Source organism: Streptomyces botrytidirepellens (assembly GCF_003721215.1).
GTDB classification, from domain to species: Bacteria; Actinomycetota; Actinomycetes; order Streptomycetales; family Streptomycetaceae; genus Streptomyces; species Streptomyces himastatinicus.
Genome location: NZ_RIBZ01000200.1, coordinates 1 through 15,958, shown reverse-complemented (window position 1 = coordinate 15,958; position 15,958 = coordinate 1). Strand labels below are relative to the sequence as shown.

Below are 15,958 nucleotides of genomic sequence, written 5' to 3'. Positions count from 1 at the left end.
GGCCGGGCCCGGCTCGGCGGGGGCGGCGGCGCTCACCGCCGAGAGCCGCCTGGCGCAGGCGGCCCGGATGGCGGCGGACGCCGAGGTGTGCGTGGCCGTGCTCGGCGACCGCTCCGGGCTCTTCGGCCGCGGCACCTCCGGCGAGGGGTGCGACGCCGCCGACCTCGAACTCCCCGGCGAGCAGGGCGCGTTGCTGGACACCCTGCTGGCCACCGGTACGCCCGTGGTGCTGGTGCTGCTCACCGGCCGCCCGTACGCCCTCGGCCGCTGGTCGGGGCTGCTGGCGGGCGCCGTGCAGGCGTTCTTCCCCGGAGAGGAGGGCGGCCCGGCGGTGGCCGGGGTGCTGGGCGGGCGCGTCGGCCCGTCCGGGCGGCTGCCGGTGAGCGTGCCGTACGCGCCCGGCGGCCAGCCCTGGACGTATCTCCAGCCCCCGCTCGGCCGCCGCAGCGAGGCCAGCACCGTCGACCCGACGCCGCTGTTCCCCTTCGGCCACGGGCTGACGTACACCTCGTTCGCCTGGGAGCGGCCGGAGGCCGATGCCGCCGAGGTGCCGACCGACGGCGAGACGACGGTACGGCTGACCGTGCGCAACACCGGCGACCGGGCCGGGACCGAGGTGGTGCAGCTGTATCTGCACGACCCGGTGGCCCGCACCGCCCGCCCGGTGGCGCGGCTCGTCGGCTACGCCCGGGTGCCGCTCGGGCCGGGCGACTCGGCCGAGGTGCACTTCACCTTCCACGCCGACCTCGCCGCGTACCCGGTGGACCGGGACGGCACCCGGATCGTGGAACCGGGCGCGCTGGAGCTGCGGTTGGCGGCCTCCAGCGCCGACGCCGACGTACGCCACACCGTCCCGCTGACGCTGACCGGACCCGAGCGCCGGGTGGACCACCGGCGGCGGTTGGTGTGCGAGGCGCGGGTGAAGTAGCGGGCGGGCGGGGGTAGTGGGCGGGGGCCCGTGGGCGGGGCGTACGGGTCAGCGCGGCCCCTCCCCCGCCTCCACGCGCGCCCAGGCTTCCGCGAACAGCTCGGGCAGCGTGCGGGTGGGCAGCGGGAGCCGGGCGTGCACACTTCCGGCGCTCAGCCGCAGACCGTGGAGGTCCGCCTTCCACACCTCGATCGGCTGGTAGAACTTCTTGGGCGCGGGCGCCCAGTCGCCGGGCAGGAAGACCTGGCGCCCGGCCCTGGCCCGCTTGTCCGCGACCGCGAGCCCCCGGGCGACGAGTGCGGCGGCGGCATCCCGGTGACGGGCGGCCGTCCAGCCGTTCCAGGTACGGACGCCGCGGTCGGTCGGCCGGGGCAGGACCAGGAGCTGGAGATAGAGGACGGCCGGGTCCTGGTCGAGGCCCAGCTTCCCGGCCACCGACGCCACCACACCGGGGGCCGAGGCCGTCGGATCGGCCTCGTACCGCCCGGCGGGCAGCGCCCCGGAGACGATCCGGTCGACGATGCGGGCGCAGACCGGGCCGCGCAGCCACTCCACGGCCTCCAGCTCACTGCGGCCGACCCCGGACGCGGACGCCGCAGCCAGCCGCTTGGAGCGCTCGTCGTCCCCGTAGAGCGCCGGGCGGAAGTACAGGCGGGTGTTGTCCCGGTACCCCCGGCGGTTGATCAGGCCCTCGGCGCCCACGGTGAGCCCGTCGTCCACCGTGGCGACGTCCAGCCGCTCCGGACCTGCGTACGGGCGCCCGCCGAACACCTCGCGCAGCTCCGTGATCGGCTCGTCCCCCTCGTGGCGGAAGTAGCCCGCGTCCAGCAGCAGCCCCGGGTGGTTCAGCCGCTCCTTCAGCAACGCGACGAAGCCGGGCACCCCGTCCCGGACCGGGTCCCCGGCGGGCAGCTCGGCGTAGGCCCAGGGGAGGTTGGGGACGGCGCCGCTCAGCAGCTCCCCGAACCGCACGATCTGCCACCGCTCGTCGGCCGCGGTGCATCCGTAGTCGGTCCTGCGGAGCCAGGTGTCGAGGTCGGCGAGGAGCGTGGGCTCCCCGGCGGGGTCGGTGAGCGCCGCGCAGAAGCGGCCCGCGGACAGCGGGGAGGACCCCCTCTCGACGACCGCGCTCAGCGTGCGCTCCGGCACCACGGTCCGCCGCCCGTACCGCGCCCGCCACGCCTCGGCGATCCGCTCGGCCACCGGCCGCATCCCGCCCGGCTCCCACAGGGCGGCGGGGTCCTCCGGCAGGACGTCCGCCAGCAGCTCAAGCCGCTCCGCCGCGCCGATCCCCGCCAACTCGCGGTTCGCGGCCTCGGCTTCGGCCGTCTTCAGCCGCAGCGTCGCCCGCTCGTCGGCGTCGAGGGTCGGGCCGTAGCTCAAGCTGACCATCCCGGCCAGCGCGAGCGACGCCGCCGCCCGGCCCAGCCCCGTACCGTCCCTGAGCAGGTCCACCGCCTGCCGGTCCCACGGCACGGGCCCCCGCTCCCGCACCAGCGCCACCAGCCGCCGCACCTGCTCCGCGCTGCCCCAGCCGCGCGGCACCTCGGCGACCTCCTCGATCTCCCCGAGGCTCGGCGGCTCCGCGTCTCCGGTGCGCAGATCGACGAACCGGCACCGCTCCTTGCGCCACCCCACCCCGACGGCCGCCCCGCGCTCGTCGCGCACCGCCGCCCGCTCGGTGTCCACGATCCCGGTACGCAGCCGGGCCGCGGGGTCGGCGAACGGGGTCTCCGCCCACATCTCCAGCAGCGCCAGCTGCCGCTGCCGCCGCCCGTCCCGCGTGGGCGCGACGGCCGCCCGCAGCGCGACGGCCCCGATCCGCCCGATGAACCGCACCCAGGACCCCTCACCGGCCTTCCCGGGCCCCTCACCCGGCTCCGCCGGATCCCACGTGCCGCGCAGATAGGCCCCGGTCCGCTCGATGCTGCCGAGCGCCCCGGCGTCCCAGTGCCCCGTGCCGTCGATGAGCCCCGCCAGGGCGTGCACCAGCCAGCGGTCATCCAGAGCGGCCCTGGCGCGCGCGTCCGTCATCGACCCTCCCCCGTTCGATCGCGTCATGGGGAGATCCTCCCCCATGGGTCCGACAATGGTTCTGGTGCGCCGGGTTCTGGTGCGCGGAGAGCGGGAAGGCGGCGGGCATGGGCAAGGGAATCTTCCGGTACGCGTCCTCGTACGAGCCGCTGGGCGGGCCGGAGGTCGCTCCCGGCAGTCAGGGTGAGCAGGACGACGCGGTGTCCGAGTTCTTCCAGCAGGTCTCCGACAGGGTGCTCACGGGAGGCCCGCTGGGGAGGGAGCTGACCCACCTGGACGCCGTCGACCGGTCGTTCACCTTCCGCCAGGCACCCGAACCGGATGCCCGCGCCGTCGTCGGCACGGACGGTGGGGCGCCCGCGGCGTCCTCCCCGGCGTGGGCGCACCTGGCGTGGCTCCTGCGGGAGCTTCCCTTCGTCCACGCGTTCCGGGAGTACGGGCAGGAGGGCGGCCCGACGCTGCTCGGGGTGGAGGCGCCGTCGCGCCAGTGGGCGGATGTGCTGACGGAGCATCACGGGGAGCGGTGGCGGGTGCGGGTGGCCCTGGAGGGCCGTTCGGAGCCGATCGAGTTCCCGGGCATGGTGATCGGCGAAATGTTCGGCGAGGGGCGGCACCGCACGCCGACGGTGGAGGGGCAGCCGCATCTGGTGGACCCGGGGATCTGAGGCCCGGCACGTGGTGTCGCACCTTCACGGCCGCGCGCCTAGGCTGTCGCTCCGAGCGACGGCTACCGGCGCGTAACGCAGACCGCGAAGGAGCGCGTGATGAAGGGCTGGACCGCGAGCGACATCCCCGACCAGACCGGCCGCACCGCCGTGGTGACCGGCGCCAACAGCGGCCTCGGCTATGCCACCGCCCGCGAACTGGCCCGGCGCGGCGCCCAGGTCGTGCTGGCGTGCCGGGACGCGGGGCGCGGCAAGGACGCCGAGGAGCGGATCCGGGCGGAGGCGCCGGGGGCGGTGGTGCGGTTCGCGCCGCTGGACCTGGCGGATCTGGCGTCCGTACGGGCCTTCGCCGCGGACTTCCCGGGCGACCGGCTCGATCTGCTGATCAACAACGCGGGCGTGATGGCCCTCCCGTACCGCAGGACGGCCGACGGCTTCGAGATGCAGTTCGGCGTCAACCACCTCGGCCACTTCGCGCTCACCGGACTGCTGCTGCCGAAGCTGCTGGAGGCCGGGCCGGGCGCCCGCGTGGTCACCGTGTCCAGCTTCATGCACCTGCTGGGCACGGTCGATCCGGCCGACCTCTCCATGCAGCGCAAGTACCGGCGTTGGGCCGCCTACGCCCGCTCCAAGAGCGCCAACCTCCTCTTCACCCACGAACTGGCCCACCGCCTGCGCACCGCGGGCCTCCCCCTGGTGGCGGCCGCCGCCCACCCGGGCTACGCCGCGACCAACCTCATGTCCGCCGCGCCGAAGATGGAGGGCCACCGGGCGAAGGAACGCTTCATGGAGATCGGCAACCGCTACTTCGCCCAGTCCCCGGAGCGCGGCGCGCTCCCCACCCTCTACGCGGCCACCGCCCCCGATGTCCGGCAGGACGACTACGTCGGCCCGCCCCTCCAGGGCCTCCGCCCCGGCTCCCCCACCCGCGCGGCCCGCGCCAAGTGGACCCTCAGCGACAAGGCGGCCCGCCAGCTGTGGGCGGCCTCGGAACAGCTCACGGGCGTGCGGTACGCGGCCCTGGCGTGAGCCGCCGTGGCGTGAGCCGCCGTGGCGTGAGCCGCCGTGGCGTGAGCCGCCCTGCCGTGGGCCGCCCTGCCGTGAGCCGCCGTGGCGTGAGCCGCCGTGGAGGCCCCTACGAGGAGGGTTTGCCGGACGCCCGGCGGGAGCGGTAGTCACCGGGTGTCATGTCGAACTCCTTCCGGAAGGCGAGGTGGAACCCGACCTGGCTGCGGTAGCCGATGCGCTGCGCGATGTCCTGTTGCGCCACGGAGGTGTCCGCCAGCAGCCGTCTGGCCTCCTGGAGGCGGCGCGCCGTCAGATACCGCATCGGCGATTCGCCCACCAGGTCCCGGAACACCTGCGAGAACACCGAGCGGGACATGCCGGCCTCACGGGACAGGGACTCCACCGTCCACGGCTCGGCATAGGAGCCGTGGATCGACATCAGCGCCTTGCTGATGCCCGGGTGATGCAGCGCGGTCAGCGCGGATGACTCCTCCGCCAGTTGCTCCATGGCGATCCGCAGGGAGAGTACGAACACGGTCTCGAAGGCCCGCAGCGTCACCAGCCGGGAGCCGGGCGCCGTTCGCCCGATCTCGGAGGGCAGGCAGTCGAGGGTGCGCAGCAGCAGCGGCTCGCCCTCGATCATGTGGCGCCGGAGCACGATGATCCGGGGCAGCGCGCTGTAGAGCCCGGACTCACCGATCGCGCTGTAGTGCAGGCTCGCGCAGAGCATCCGCGTCCGGTACGGCGGTGTCCCGACCCTGACGACGCCGGACTCGCCGGGAGGGAAGTCCTGCACGAGGGCGGACAGCGGCGTCGTCTGTACGCCGTACTCGGCCGCGAAGACGTGGGCGGTGCCGTGCGGGAAGATCGCCAGGTCGCCCTCGTGCAGCTCCACGGGTTTGGGGTCGTCGCCAAAGGCTATGACACAGGAACTGTTGAGCATGTAGTGAACAATCGCGCACTTGTCGTCGTGCCCCTTGACTCCCCATGTCCCACCCGCCTCCCACACGCTGTGGAAGATGTCGGTGAGCCACAGGGAGCGCAGCATCTCGCTCAGCACGTCGTCATGCACGGACGATCCATAAAGCGATTCGGCTCATGATTAATTGATCGTATCCACCACTCCCAGAACGATGAGAGGCGAAGCCGGGCGGGTTGGCCGGTTTACGGGGTTGCAGTTCTGGGGGGACGCGTTCCATGAGGGTTCTGATCGCGGGTGCCGGCATCGGGGGGCTGACCGCTGCCCTGAGTCTCCATTCCGCCGGAATGCGCGATGTCCAGGTACTGGAGGCGGTGCGCGAGATCCGGCCGCTGGGGGCAGGGGTGAACCTGCTGCCCAACGCGGTGCGCGAACTGGCTGCCCTCGGGCTGGCCGAAAACCTCGCAGAGGTGGGCGCCGACCTGACCGGACTCGGCTACTACAACCACCTCGGACAAGAGATCTGGCGCGAACCCCGCGGTCGGCCGAGCGGCTCCCGGTGGCCTCAACTGGCGCTGCACCGCGGCGCCCTGCAAAGCACCCTGGCCGACGGCGTCCGCGCCCGCCTGGGGAACACCGCGATCACCACCGACGCGCGTGTCACCGGCTTCACCGCACTGCCCGGCGGGGGCGTCGAGGTGAGCGTGGCCCACCGCGACGGCGATCGGCCGGTGGAGCGGATCCGGGCGGACGTGCTGGTCGGGGCCGACGGCCTGCGGTCCGCCGTACGCCGGGCGCTGTATCCGCAGGAAGGGGAGCCACGCTTCAACGGCACCGCCGTGTGGCGGGGCGTGACGCGCGGCGCACCCTTCCACGGCGGTCGCGCGATGGTCGTCATGGGGGACGGCCGCTGGAAGGCGGTCGTCTACCCGCTGGCCGTACGCCCGGATGCGGACGGCCTGGTCCCGGTGAACTGGGCGGTCTCCCGCGCCGTACCGGAGGAGCCCCCATCCTCCGACGCCGCGTCCGACGACGCCCCCGACGACGGCTTCCCCGCGGCGGTGACCGGCTGGCGGTGCGGCGATCTGCGGATGGCCGCGCTCGTGGCGGACTCCGGGGCGGTCGCGTCCTTCCCCATGCTCGACCGGGACCCCGTGCCCCGCTGGTCGTTCGGCGCCGCGACCCTGCTCGGGGACGCCGCGCACGCCATGGCCCCGATGGGGTCGAACGCGACGACCCAGGCCGTTCTGGACGCCCGTAGCCTCGCCCACGCCCTGGCCACGCACGACGACCCGGCCGCGGCCCTCGCCGCGTACGACCGGGACCGCCGGCCACTGATGAACCGGCTGCAACTGCTCAACCGGGCCAAGGGGCCCGAGGTCGTGATCGATCTGGTCCACGAGCGGGCCCCGGAAGGCTTCGGGCGGGTGGACGACGTGGTCCCCGCCGCCCGGCTGGCCCAGGTGGCCGGTGCCTACGCCCGCGCCGCCGGCTTCGACGTCGGGTCCGTCAACGCCCCTTCGCCCTACGCCCACCCACAGCACCTTGTGTCAGGAGAGACATGACCCGCAGCGGCCAGGAATACCTCGAATCACTACGCGACGGCCGTGCCGTCTGGCTCGACGGTGAGCTGGTCAAGGACGTCACGGAGCACCCCGCCTTCCGCAACACGGCCCGCTCGATCGCGCACCTCTACGACATGGCGCGGGACGCGGAGCTGCGGGACGTCCTGACGGTCCGCCCCGAGGGATCGGACCGGGCGGTGCTGCGCCCCTACCACGTGCCGCGCACGCAGGCCGAACTCGTCGAGCGGCGCAAGGCGTTCAAGACCTGGTCGGAGGCCAGCTTCGGCTTCCTGGGCAGGTCGCCCGACTACATGGCGGCCGGGATCGCGGGTTTCGTCTCGACGCCGGAGATCTTCGCCGGGGAGACCTTCGACGGACGCGACAACCTCGCCGCGTACTACCGGCGCATGGCGGAGGGCGACCTCTACCAGTCGTTCACCATCACCAACCCCCAGATCGACCGCACCAGGGCGGCCAGTGAGCAGGAGGAGGACGACCTGTACGTGCGGGTCGTCAAGGAACGCGACGACGGCATCGTGGTACGCGGCGCCAAGATGATCGGCACCGGGGCGGTGTTCGGCGACGAGATCATCGTCGGCACCATCGAGCCGTTGAAGCCCCAGGACGTCGAGTACGCGCTGTGCTTCTCGGTGCCGCTCGACACTCCGGGACTGAAGTTCGTCTCCCGGACCTCTTACGAGGGCCAGGCCCGCAGCGTCTTCGACAACCCGCTGTCCGCGCGCTTCGACGAGAACGACGCGCTGCTCGTCTGCGACGACGTCTTCGTGCCCTGGGAGCGGGTGCTGACCTACCGGGACGTCGACACCACGTTCCGGATGTGGTGGTTCACGCCCGCCTACAACAACTTCGTGCATCAGGCCGCGACCCGTTTCTGGACCAAGCTCGAGTTCCTCACCGGCCTCGCGATCCTGGTCACCCGGGCGAACAACACCTATGACCTGCCACCCGTGCAGATGCAGATCGGCCGGCTCATCGGGTGGCTCAACATCGCCAAGTCGATGGTGCTGGCGGCCGAGACGACATGCGAGCAGGTGGACGGCGAGGGCAGCGCCGTGCACATCAACCGGGAGATCGCCTCGGCCCACCGGGCCATGGCCGGCGACCTCTACCCCAAGGTGCTCGCCGAGATCAAGATGCTGGCCGGCGGCGGCCTCATCCAGCTCCCGGCCTCCGGCTACGACCTGACGCACCCCGAACTCGGCCCGCTGGTGGCCAAGTACGTGCGGTCGCCCGGCACGCCGGCGGAGCAGCGGATCAAGCTGCTCAAGCTCGCCTGGGACGCGCTGGGCTCGGAGTTCGCCGCACGGCACGAGCAGTACGAGCGCTTCTACCACGGCGCTCCCCACGTCTACCTGCCCGGCATCGTGCGCGACGGCAACCCCGACCTGCTGGCCGCCTTCACCCAGTCGTGCCTGGACGGGTACCAGCTGGACGAGCAGCCGGGCGGTACGGGGGGCCTCCGTGGGGGCCGCTGACCGCCGGCGGGCGCTGGCCCTGCTCGCCTGCACCCAGTTCGTCCTGATCCTGGACACCTCGATCATCAACGTGGCCGCGCCGTCCATCGGTGCGAGCCTGGACATCTCGCCCGCCGCGCTGTCCTGGGTGGCCAACGCCTACCTCGTCTCCTTTGGCGGACTGCTGCTGCTCAGCGGCCGTGCCGCCGATCTGCTGGGACAGCGCAGGGTGTTCGTGGCCGGTCTCGGCGTCCTCGCGGCCGCCTCGCTGCTGGGGGCGCTCTCCGAGAGTGCCGCCCTGCTGATCACCGCCCGAGCGGTGCAGGGCGTCGGGGCGGCCATGGCCGCGGCGGCGGCGTTCGCGCTGGTGCTCACGCTGTTCGAGGACGGCCCCGAACGGCACCGGGCGCTGGGTGTGTTCGCCGCGATGGCCGGTGCCGGGGGCGCCGCGGGTACGGTGCTCGGCGGGGTGCTCACCAGCTGGCTGGGGTGGGAGTCGACCTTCGCCCTGAACGTGGTGGCCGGGGTCGCCCTGGTCCTGCCCGTGCCACGGCTGCTGCCGCCCGGTACGTCCGGCGGGCGCGGAAAGGGCTTCGACGTGCCCGGCGCGGTGGCGGTCACTGCCGGTCTGGGGCTGCTGGCCTACGCCGTGGTCAACGCGGGTGAGGCGGGGTGGAGTTCCACGCCGACGCTGGCCACCGGAGCCGCCGCCGTCGTTCTGCTGGCCGCGTTCGTCCTGATCGAACGCAGGGTGGCGCACCCGCTGGTCCCGCTCGCCGTGCTGGGCCGGCCGACGCTGCGGCTGGCCAACATCCTGGCCGCGCTGTGGCAGATGTCGCTGTTCCCGATGTTCTTCCTGGTGAGCCTGTACCTCCAGGCGGTGCTCGGGTACGAACCGGTGCTCGGGGGGCTCGCCCTGCTGCCGCTGTGTCTTGTCGTCATCACGGTCGCCTCCACCGCGGACCGGCTGATCGGCCGGTTCGGTCTGCGCGCGGTGATGGGCGCCGGGTTCGTGCTGGTGGCCGTCGGCATGGCCTGGCAGTCGCTGCTGTCGGCCGGCGGTTCCTTCGTGGCGGACGTCCTGCCGCAGAGCCTCCTGCTGGGCGTCGCACTGCCGCTGGTCTCCATCACCGCGAACGTCGCGGCCACCCTCGACACCCGCGAGGACGAGGCAGGCCTCGCGTCCGGGCTGGTCAACACCAGCCTCCAGTTCGGCTCCGTCCTCGGTCTCGCCGTCCTGTCCGGGATCGCCGCCGCACGCACCGACGCCTCCGCCGCGGCCCACGACGTGGCGCTCACCGAGGGCTTCAGCACGGCCTTCCTGGTCGGGGCCGTACCGGCGCTGGTCGCGCTACTGCTCACCCTCCGGCTGCGGCTGCCCGCACCGGACGCCTCGGCACCCCCGGAGGCGAGCACCGCCGCCGAGCACCGGCGCGCCGTGCCCTGATCGCGCCCACCGGTCCCGGTCCGCCCGACCGGGCCGGGCCCGTGCGCCCACCGAAGCGAACCCCACGTAGAAAGGCACGACATGACACAAGAGCACCGCAGGCGCGTCCTCGTGACCGGAGCCAACGGTTTCCAAGGCGGTGCGGTGGCCCGGCTGCTGGCCGGCCAGGGGCACGAGGTGCGCGGCCTCGTCCGGGACGAGGCGAAGGCCGCGGCGTCCCCGCCCGCCGGGGTCACGCCGGTGCGCGGCGACCTGGGCAGCCTCGAGGACCTGCGCGCCGCCTTCCGGGGGGTCGCGCACGCCGTTGTCACGATGCCCCTGGAGTACGACTCCGGGACGGTGGCCGGATACGCCCGCAACATCGCCGAGGCGGCCCGCGAGGCCGGGGTGCGGCGGCTGGTCTACAACGTCAACACGCCGGTCCCCGACGAGGCCACGCCGTACGCCGGGTTTGAGACGCGCCGCCTGGCGGAGGAGGTGCTGCGGGCCGGTGGAGTGCCCGTGGTGGTGGTGAGGCCGCCGGTCTACCTGGAGAACCTCTTCAGCCCGTGGAACGGTCCCGCGATCGTCAACGACGGTGTCCTCGCCTACCCGCTGCCCGCCGAGCAGCGGGTGGCGTGGATGTCGCACGACGACCTCGCGCGCGTGGTGGCAAGGGCCCTGGACGACGACGTCCCGGCCGGTCAGGTGCTGAACGTCGGCGGCGCCGACGTGCTCACCGGTCCGGAACTGGCGGCAGCGTTCGGGCAGGCCCTGGGCCGTGAGATCCGCTATGTGCCGTTGGAGGTCGCGCAGTTCGAGCAGGGACTCGCCCAGCTGCTCGGGGCCGAGGCCGCGGCGGGCGTCGCGGGGATCTACCACCACGCCGCCACGGGCCGGGCGGGCGACCTGCTCGCCCCGTCACCCGCCGCCGTCGAGAGCGCGCTGGGTGTACGACTCACGCCGGTGATCGAGTGGGTCAAGGCGCAGTCCTGGGAGCACTGGGCCCGGTCCGCCGGGTGACCCACCGCCGTGACCGGGGGCGGCCCGCGCGGGCCGCCCCCGGCAGACGGCACGTCGGTCGGACAACAAACGGGGGAAGAGAAATGTCACGCCACAGCAGTCAGCCGGACCGGGAGCACAAACCGGCGCCCGTCGCCGTGATCGGCATCGGGTGCCGCCTGCCGGGGGCACACGGCCCCGGGCAGTTGTGGGAACTGCTCCGCTCGGGCCGGGACGCGACCCGTTCCGCGCCAGCGGACCGGTTCCCGGCCGGGTTGGAGGTGCCGGCCGGGGGCAGGCGCGGTGGATTCCTGGACGGGGTCGAGGAGTTCGAGGCCGGGTTCTTCGGCATCCCGGACGACGAGGCCGCCGTGATGGATCCCCAGCAGCGTCTGCTGCTGCTCACCGCGTGGGAGGCGCTCGAGGACGCGGGAGCCGACCCGCGGGGGCTCACGGGCAGCCGTAGCGCCGTGTTCGTCGGCCAGTCCCACGCCGAGCACTGGGAGCGGCTGCGCGAGGCCCGGGCCGACGCGCTCGACCTGGACTGTCTGGTCGGCGGCCACCAGCGCTCGCTGCTCGCCGGCCGGCTCTCCTTCCACCTCGGCCTCCGGGGGCCCAGCGTCACCCTGGACTGCGCGCAGGCCTCGTCGCTGGCCGCGATCCACCTGGCCTGCCTCAGCCTGCGTGCGGGCGAGTCGGAACTCGCCCTGGCCGGCGGCGCGAACCTGCTGCTCGCCACCACGACCACCGGCGTGTTCGACGGCGCCGGTGTGCTCTCCGCCGAAGGGCGCTGCCGCTTCGGGGACGCCGACGCGGACGGCTTCGTCCGGTCCGACGGTGTCGGCCTCGTCGTCCTCAAGGCGCTCGACCGCGCCGTCGCCGATGGCGACCCGATCCGAGCGGTGATCCTGGGCAGCGCCATGAGCCACGACGGCGCCACCAAGATGCGCGTCACGGACCCCTCCGGCGACGGCCAGGCCCTGGCGATGCGCTGGGCCTACGAGGATGCCGGAATCGCGCCGGGCGACGTCGGCTACGTCGAGGCGCACGGTACCGGCACCCGCATCGACGCGGTGGAACTCGGCGCCCTCACCGAGGTGCTGGCCGAGGGACGCCCGCCCGGCCGACCGTGTCTGGTCGGCTCCGTGAAGACGAACGTCGGGCACTGCGAGGCCGCCGCCGGCGTCGCGGGGCTCATCAAGGCGGTGCTGTGCCTGGAACACGGACAAGCGCCGCCCAGCCTGCACTTCCGCACCCCCTCACCGCTCGTCGACTGGGACCGGCTGCCCCTGGTGGTGCCGACGTCCCCCCAGCCTCTGCCCACCGTCCCCGGCCGGCCCACGATCGCGGCGGTCAACGGGCAGGGCATGTCGGGAACGAACGTTCATGTGGTCCTCGGCCGGTGGGCCCGGCACCGGCACCCGGCCACTGCCTGACGTGCCGGAGGCATTCCCGGGCGGGCGCGGCGCTCCGCCGCCCCGAAGGTGGCGTCTGACGCCTCCGTCCCCGGCAGGTGCCGCGCTGTCCCCGTACCGGGGCTGACCGGGCCCTCCGCGCCCCTGCGCCAACAGTTCATCCACCGGCCTTCTTCCGCTTCTTCGGTCACCGCCACACCGTCGTCCCCGCCGCGCGCGTACGGGACGCGGTGTGCCCTGGCGCGCCGGGGACGGCCGATGGCCGATGGCCGATATCCGCGCGTGACGATTCTGTTTGGAGACACGTTGACCCGCACGCTTGAAATCGAAATCGGCAGTTCCCTACGCACGGCACTGATCGCGGAACTCGACCCGCTCACCGCCGACGCCCTCTGCTTCGACATGCGCCGCCACAACGAGCACGCCGACGTTCCCGCCCTCGTGGCGGCCCTGCGCCGTCTGGTGCCCTCGCTCGACGAGGTCGCCGGGTACTCCGTGGAGGCCTGCGTGGCGGCGATGCGCGACCTCGGGATGTTACTCGGCTCGATCAAGCGGCACGGCCCGGAGCCGGTGCCCCTTGCCCCGGAGGTGCTGCCCGTCCTGCTGGAACTGGGGCGGCGCACCGACATGGTGCCCCGTGACACCGTGCACCACTACACCACCTGGAACCCCACCGGCGGCCGCCAGCGCATGTACACGGGGGACATCCAGGAGGCCTATCTCCAGGAATCCGTACGGATGGTCTTCCCGCACCTGCGCGAGGGCCTGGAACTGGCCGAGCGCCTCAGCGGCTCCGACGTCGCCGACGCCAAGTTCGCCGTGCTCACCGACGAGTTGACCGCCCACGTGGAGTCGATGGTCTCGTCCATCGACATGGTCGTGGCCAACGTCGGCCCCGAGTTCTTCGCCCGGGACCTGCGTCCCTACTTCGAGGAGATCACCGTCGACGGCCGGGTGCTGCTCGGGCCGGCCGCCGCACAGGTCCCGCTGTGGCTGATCGACCAGGCGATCTGGGCCGCGGACAACAGCGAGCCCGCATACGAGGAGTTCCTGCGCGACTCGGTGCCCTACAGCCTGCCGCGCTGGCGTGAGCTGTACGACCACTGGACGGGCATCCCCTCGGTGGTGACCCGGCTGGTGGAGGCGTACGGCGACGACCCGGACGGCGCCGAACGGCGTATGCCGGGCCTGCGGCCCTCCGCCGAGGCGATCGCCCGCCTGCTGCGCGTGATCATCGTCTTCCGCGGTCGCCACCTGGGCATCGCGCGCAAGGCCTACGACGCCGACCTGCGCCTGTATCCGGTGGGCAGCGGCGGGGCCAGCGTGGACCTGCTGCGGCAGATCATCGATCTCACGCGGGCCACCGCCCAGGTCACCCGGCGCCCGGCTCGGTCCGCCGCCGCCCACGCCGAGCGGAGGACAGCGTGAGCATCCTGATCGCGGGCGCCGGCATCGGCGGCCTGACCACGGCACTGAGCCTGCACGCGGCGGGTGTGGGCGAGGTGCGCGTCCTGGAGTCGGTGGCCGAGATCAAGCCTTTGGGCGTGGGGCTGAACATCCTGCCCAACGCGGTCCGGGAACTCGCCGAACTGGACCTGCTGGACGAGCTGCTGGAAGTCGCCCTCCCCACCGGAAGCCTCGGCTACTACAACCGCCACGGACAGCTCATCTGGCAGGAGCCGCGCGGTGTGGCGGCCGGTTACCGCTGGCCGCAGCTGTCCGTCCACCGCGGTCGGCTACAGACCGTGCTGGCGGACGCGGTGCGCCGCCGGCTGGGACCCGACGCCATCGTGACCGACGCCAGGGTCGAGGGGTTCGCCCCGCGCGAGGACGGCGGGGTCGACGTGCGGGTGCACCACCCGGCCGCCGGCCGGCGTTCCGAGACGGCGGCGGACGCGCTGATCGGTGCGGACGGCATCCACTCGAAGGTCCGCGCCTGTCTGTATCCCGAGGAGGGCCCGCCGCCGTGGAACGGGCTCGTGGTGTGGCGCGGCACCACCTTCGCGCCGCCGTTCCTGGACGGCCGGTCGATGATCATCGCAGGGGACGACCGGCGGCGTGCCGTCGTCTACCCGATGTCCGCCCCCGAAGGGCCGGGCGGTGCGGTGCTGATGAACTGGGCGGTCGCCCGGGCGGCCGATCCGGAGGCCGTGTTCGAGGACGCCGACTGGAACCGGNGGAGGCCGTGTTCGAGGACGCCGACTGGAACCGGGCCGTGGCGCCCACCACGTTCCTGCACCACTTCGCCGACCTGGCCTTCGACTGGCTCGACGTGCCCGCGCTGATCCGCACGGCGCGGGAGGCCTACGTCTACCCCATGGTGGACCGGGACCCGCTGCCCCGCTGGACGCACGGGGCGGTCACCCTGCTCGGTGACGCCGCCCACGCCATGTACCCGATGGGGTCCAACGGCGCCACCCAGTCGATCGTCGACGCCCGGGTGCTGGCTCGCGAACTGGCGCTGCGGGACTCCCTCACCGCCGCCCTGGCCGCCTACGAGGCCGAGCGCCTTCCGGCGCTGACGCGCATCCAGGCCAGCGCCCGGCGCCGCGGCCCCGAGGTGGTCATCGACCTGGCCCACCAGCGGGCGCCCGGCGGATTCGAGGACGTGGCCGAGGCGTTCCCCGGAGTCGAACTCCAGTCCATTTCCGAGGAGTTCGCCCGGCTGGGCGGCTTCGACCCCGAGACGGTCAACACGCGTCCTTCGCTGGCCGTCCCGACCGGTACGGGAGGTCTTCGATGAGGATCGACATCTGGTCCGACGTCTCCTGCCCCTGGTGCTACATCACCAAGCGGACCTTCGAACTGGCGCTGTCGGCGTCCGGGCGCAGCGACGCGCAGATGGTGCTGCACCCGTACCAGATCGACGGGGAGCGGCCCGCCGAGCCCGTCCCGATGCTCGAGTGGCTGGCCGGCAAGTACGGCGCCGAGCGGGCCGCGGAGATGGACAAGGAGGTCACCGCGGCCGGCCCGCGCCACGGCATCGCCTTCCGCAACGCCACGGGCTTCGCGGTGAACACCCTGGACGCGCACCGGTTGTTGTGGTGGGCGGGCCGCAGCCATGGACGGGCGGTGCAGAGCCGGCTCGAGGAGCTGCTGTTCGCGGCGTACTTCACGAGCTGCGCCGACATCTCCGACCACGACGTGCTGCTGTCACGCGTCGAACAGGCCGGTCTGGACCGCGGCCGGGCCGCGCGTCTGCTGGCCTCCGACGAGGCGGTGGCCGAGGTGCGGGCGGAGGTCCGCCGGGCACGGGCCCGGGGCATCGCCGTCGTCCCCCGCTTCGAGTTCACGGGCGGTCACGTGGTCGAGGGCCCTCAGGAGGACGCGGAGGTCTTCCTGCGGGCCCTGGCCGGCGAGGCGGCGGCCACCACCGAACCGCAGGGGGAACACCAGTGAGCACGCCCAGCCGCCGTGGCTTCGTCGGAGCGACGGCGCTGATCGGCACGGCCACGGCGACCACGGGCGCGGTCGCCGCCCCGTCCGCCGCCCGGGGAGGGGTGGCCGCCGCGGAGGCGGCC

At 73.4% G+C, this 15,958-nt stretch carries 14 protein-coding genes; 12 read left to right on the top strand and 2 right to left on the bottom strand.

Annotated features, from left to right (window positions below; all coding sequences use genetic code 11):
• On the top strand, nt 1-928 hold a 928-nt coding region (locus EEJ42_RS15425; protein WP_184503100.1), incomplete at its 5' end, for a glycoside hydrolase family 3 C-terminal domain-containing protein.
• A gap of 48 nt (nt 929-976) precedes the next feature.
• Here EEJ42_RS15425 and EEJ42_RS15420 read toward each other — a convergent pair.
• Nucleotides 977-2,962, bottom strand: coding sequence for a hypothetical protein (locus EEJ42_RS15420; RefSeq protein WP_123100517.1), 1,986 nt, complete (start codon nt 2,960-2,962; stop codon nt 977-979).
• A 107-nt stretch (nt 2,963-3,069) separates the two neighbouring features.
• Between EEJ42_RS15420 and EEJ42_RS15415 the strand changes: the two genes are divergently transcribed.
• Complete coding sequence (locus EEJ42_RS15415) at nt 3,070-3,627, top strand: hypothetical protein (protein ID WP_123100516.1); 558 nt, start codon at nt 3,070-3,072, stop codon at nt 3,625-3,627.
• A 99-nt stretch (nt 3,628-3,726) separates the two neighbouring features.
• A complete protein-coding gene (locus EEJ42_RS15410) occupies nt 3,727-4,656 on the top strand; it encodes an oxidoreductase (RefSeq protein WP_123100515.1) in 930 nt (309 codons plus the stop codon).
• 106 nt (nt 4,657-4,762) lie between these two features.
• Here EEJ42_RS15410 and EEJ42_RS15405 read toward each other — a convergent pair whose 3' ends face one another.
• The gene (locus EEJ42_RS15405; RefSeq protein ID WP_246096745.1) at nt 4,763-5,707 is read right to left on the bottom strand and encodes an AraC family transcriptional regulator; all 945 of its coding nucleotides are present in this window, start codon (nt 5,705-5,707) and stop codon (nt 4,763-4,765) included.
• A gap of 125 nt (nt 5,708-5,832) precedes the next feature.
• On the opposite strand from EEJ42_RS15405, the gene EEJ42_RS15400 reads away from it, so the two are divergent.
• The 9 genes from EEJ42_RS15400 to EEJ42_RS15365 all read left to right on the top strand — a co-directional run bounded on the left by EEJ42_RS15400 (nt 5,833) and on the right by EEJ42_RS15365 (nt 15,836).
• Nucleotides 5,833-7,119: an FAD-dependent monooxygenase gene (locus EEJ42_RS15400; RefSeq protein ID WP_123100514.1), complete on the top strand. Its 1,287-nt coding sequence runs from the start codon at nt 5,833-5,835 to the stop codon at nt 7,117-7,119.
• The gene (locus tag EEJ42_RS15395) at nt 7,116-8,615 is read left to right on the top strand and encodes a 4-hydroxyphenylacetate 3-hydroxylase family protein (protein WP_123100513.1); all 1,500 of its coding nucleotides are present in this window, start codon (nt 7,116-7,118) and stop codon (nt 8,613-8,615) included. The genes EEJ42_RS15400 and EEJ42_RS15395 overlap by 4 nt, the downstream gene beginning before the upstream one ends.
• Entirely contained in the window at nt 8,602-10,041 is a 1,440-nt protein-coding gene (locus tag EEJ42_RS15390) for an MFS transporter (RefSeq protein ID WP_123100512.1), read from the top strand. The genes EEJ42_RS15395 and EEJ42_RS15390 overlap by 14 nt, the downstream gene beginning before the upstream one ends.
• 81 nt (nt 10,042-10,122) lie before the next feature.
• Nucleotides 10,123-11,043, top strand: coding sequence for an SDR family oxidoreductase (locus EEJ42_RS15385; RefSeq protein WP_123100511.1), 921 nt, complete (start codon nt 10,123-10,125; stop codon nt 11,041-11,043).
• An 83-nt stretch (nt 11,044-11,126) separates the two neighbouring features.
• On the top strand, nt 11,127-12,458 hold the full coding sequence (locus EEJ42_RS15380; protein ID WP_123100510.1) for a beta-ketoacyl [acyl carrier protein] synthase domain-containing protein: 1,332 nt from the start codon (nt 11,127-11,129) through the stop codon (nt 12,456-12,458).
• A 285-nt stretch (nt 12,459-12,743) separates the two neighbouring features.
• Complete coding sequence (locus EEJ42_RS15375; RefSeq protein WP_246096744.1) at nt 12,744-13,865, top strand: monodechloroaminopyrrolnitrin synthase PrnB family protein; 1,122 nt, start codon at nt 12,744-12,746, stop codon at nt 13,863-13,865.
• Nucleotides 13,862-14,722 carry an FAD-dependent monooxygenase gene (locus EEJ42_RS15370; protein ID WP_246096743.1) on the top strand — a complete coding sequence of 287 codons (861 nt, stop codon included), beginning with the start codon at nt 13,862-13,864 and terminating at the stop codon, nt 14,720-14,722. Before EEJ42_RS15375 ends, EEJ42_RS15370 begins: the two co-directional genes overlap by 4 nt.
• Nucleotides 14,653-15,180: an FAD-dependent monooxygenase gene (locus EEJ42_RS52835; RefSeq protein ID WP_246096742.1), complete on the top strand. Its 528-nt coding sequence runs from the start codon at nt 14,653-14,655 to the stop codon at nt 15,178-15,180. The genes EEJ42_RS15370 and EEJ42_RS52835 overlap by 70 nt, the downstream gene beginning before the upstream one ends.
• Nucleotides 15,177-15,836 carry a DsbA family oxidoreductase gene (locus EEJ42_RS15365; RefSeq protein WP_123100508.1) on the top strand — a complete coding sequence of 220 codons (660 nt, stop codon included), beginning with the start codon at nt 15,177-15,179 and terminating at the stop codon, nt 15,834-15,836. Before EEJ42_RS52835 ends, EEJ42_RS15365 begins: the two co-directional genes overlap by 4 nt.
• The last annotated feature ends 122 nt before the right edge of the window (nt 15,837-15,958 follow it).

What these genes read in the sequence shown, in the direction of transcription:
- EEJ42_RS15420 (WP_123100517.1), bottom strand. Translation starts at nt 2,962, where the DNA reads ATGACGGACGCGCGCGCCAGGGCCGCTCTGGATGACCGCTGGCTGGTG.
- EEJ42_RS15415 (WP_123100516.1), top strand. Translation starts at nt 3,070, where the DNA reads ATGGGCAAGGGAATCTTCCGGTACGCGTCCTCGTACGAGCCGCTGGGC.
- EEJ42_RS15410 (WP_123100515.1), top strand. Translation starts at nt 3,727, where the DNA reads ATGAAGGGCTGGACCGCGAGCGACATCCCCGACCAGACCGGCCGCACC.
- EEJ42_RS15400 (WP_123100514.1), top strand. Translation starts at nt 5,833, where the DNA reads ATGAGGGTTCTGATCGCGGGTGCCGGCATCGGGGGGCTGACCGCTGCC.
- EEJ42_RS15395 (WP_123100513.1), top strand. Translation starts at nt 7,116, where the DNA reads ATGACCCGCAGCGGCCAGGAATACCTCGAATCACTACGCGACGGCCGT.
- EEJ42_RS15385 (WP_123100511.1), top strand. Translation starts at nt 10,123, where the DNA reads ATGACACAAGAGCACCGCAGGCGCGTCCTCGTGACCGGAGCCAACGGT.
- EEJ42_RS15380 (WP_123100510.1), top strand. Translation starts at nt 11,127, where the DNA reads ATGTCACGCCACAGCAGTCAGCCGGACCGGGAGCACAAACCGGCGCCC.
- EEJ42_RS15365 (WP_123100508.1), top strand. Translation starts at nt 15,177, where the DNA reads ATGAGGATCGACATCTGGTCCGACGTCTCCTGCCCCTGGTGCTACATC.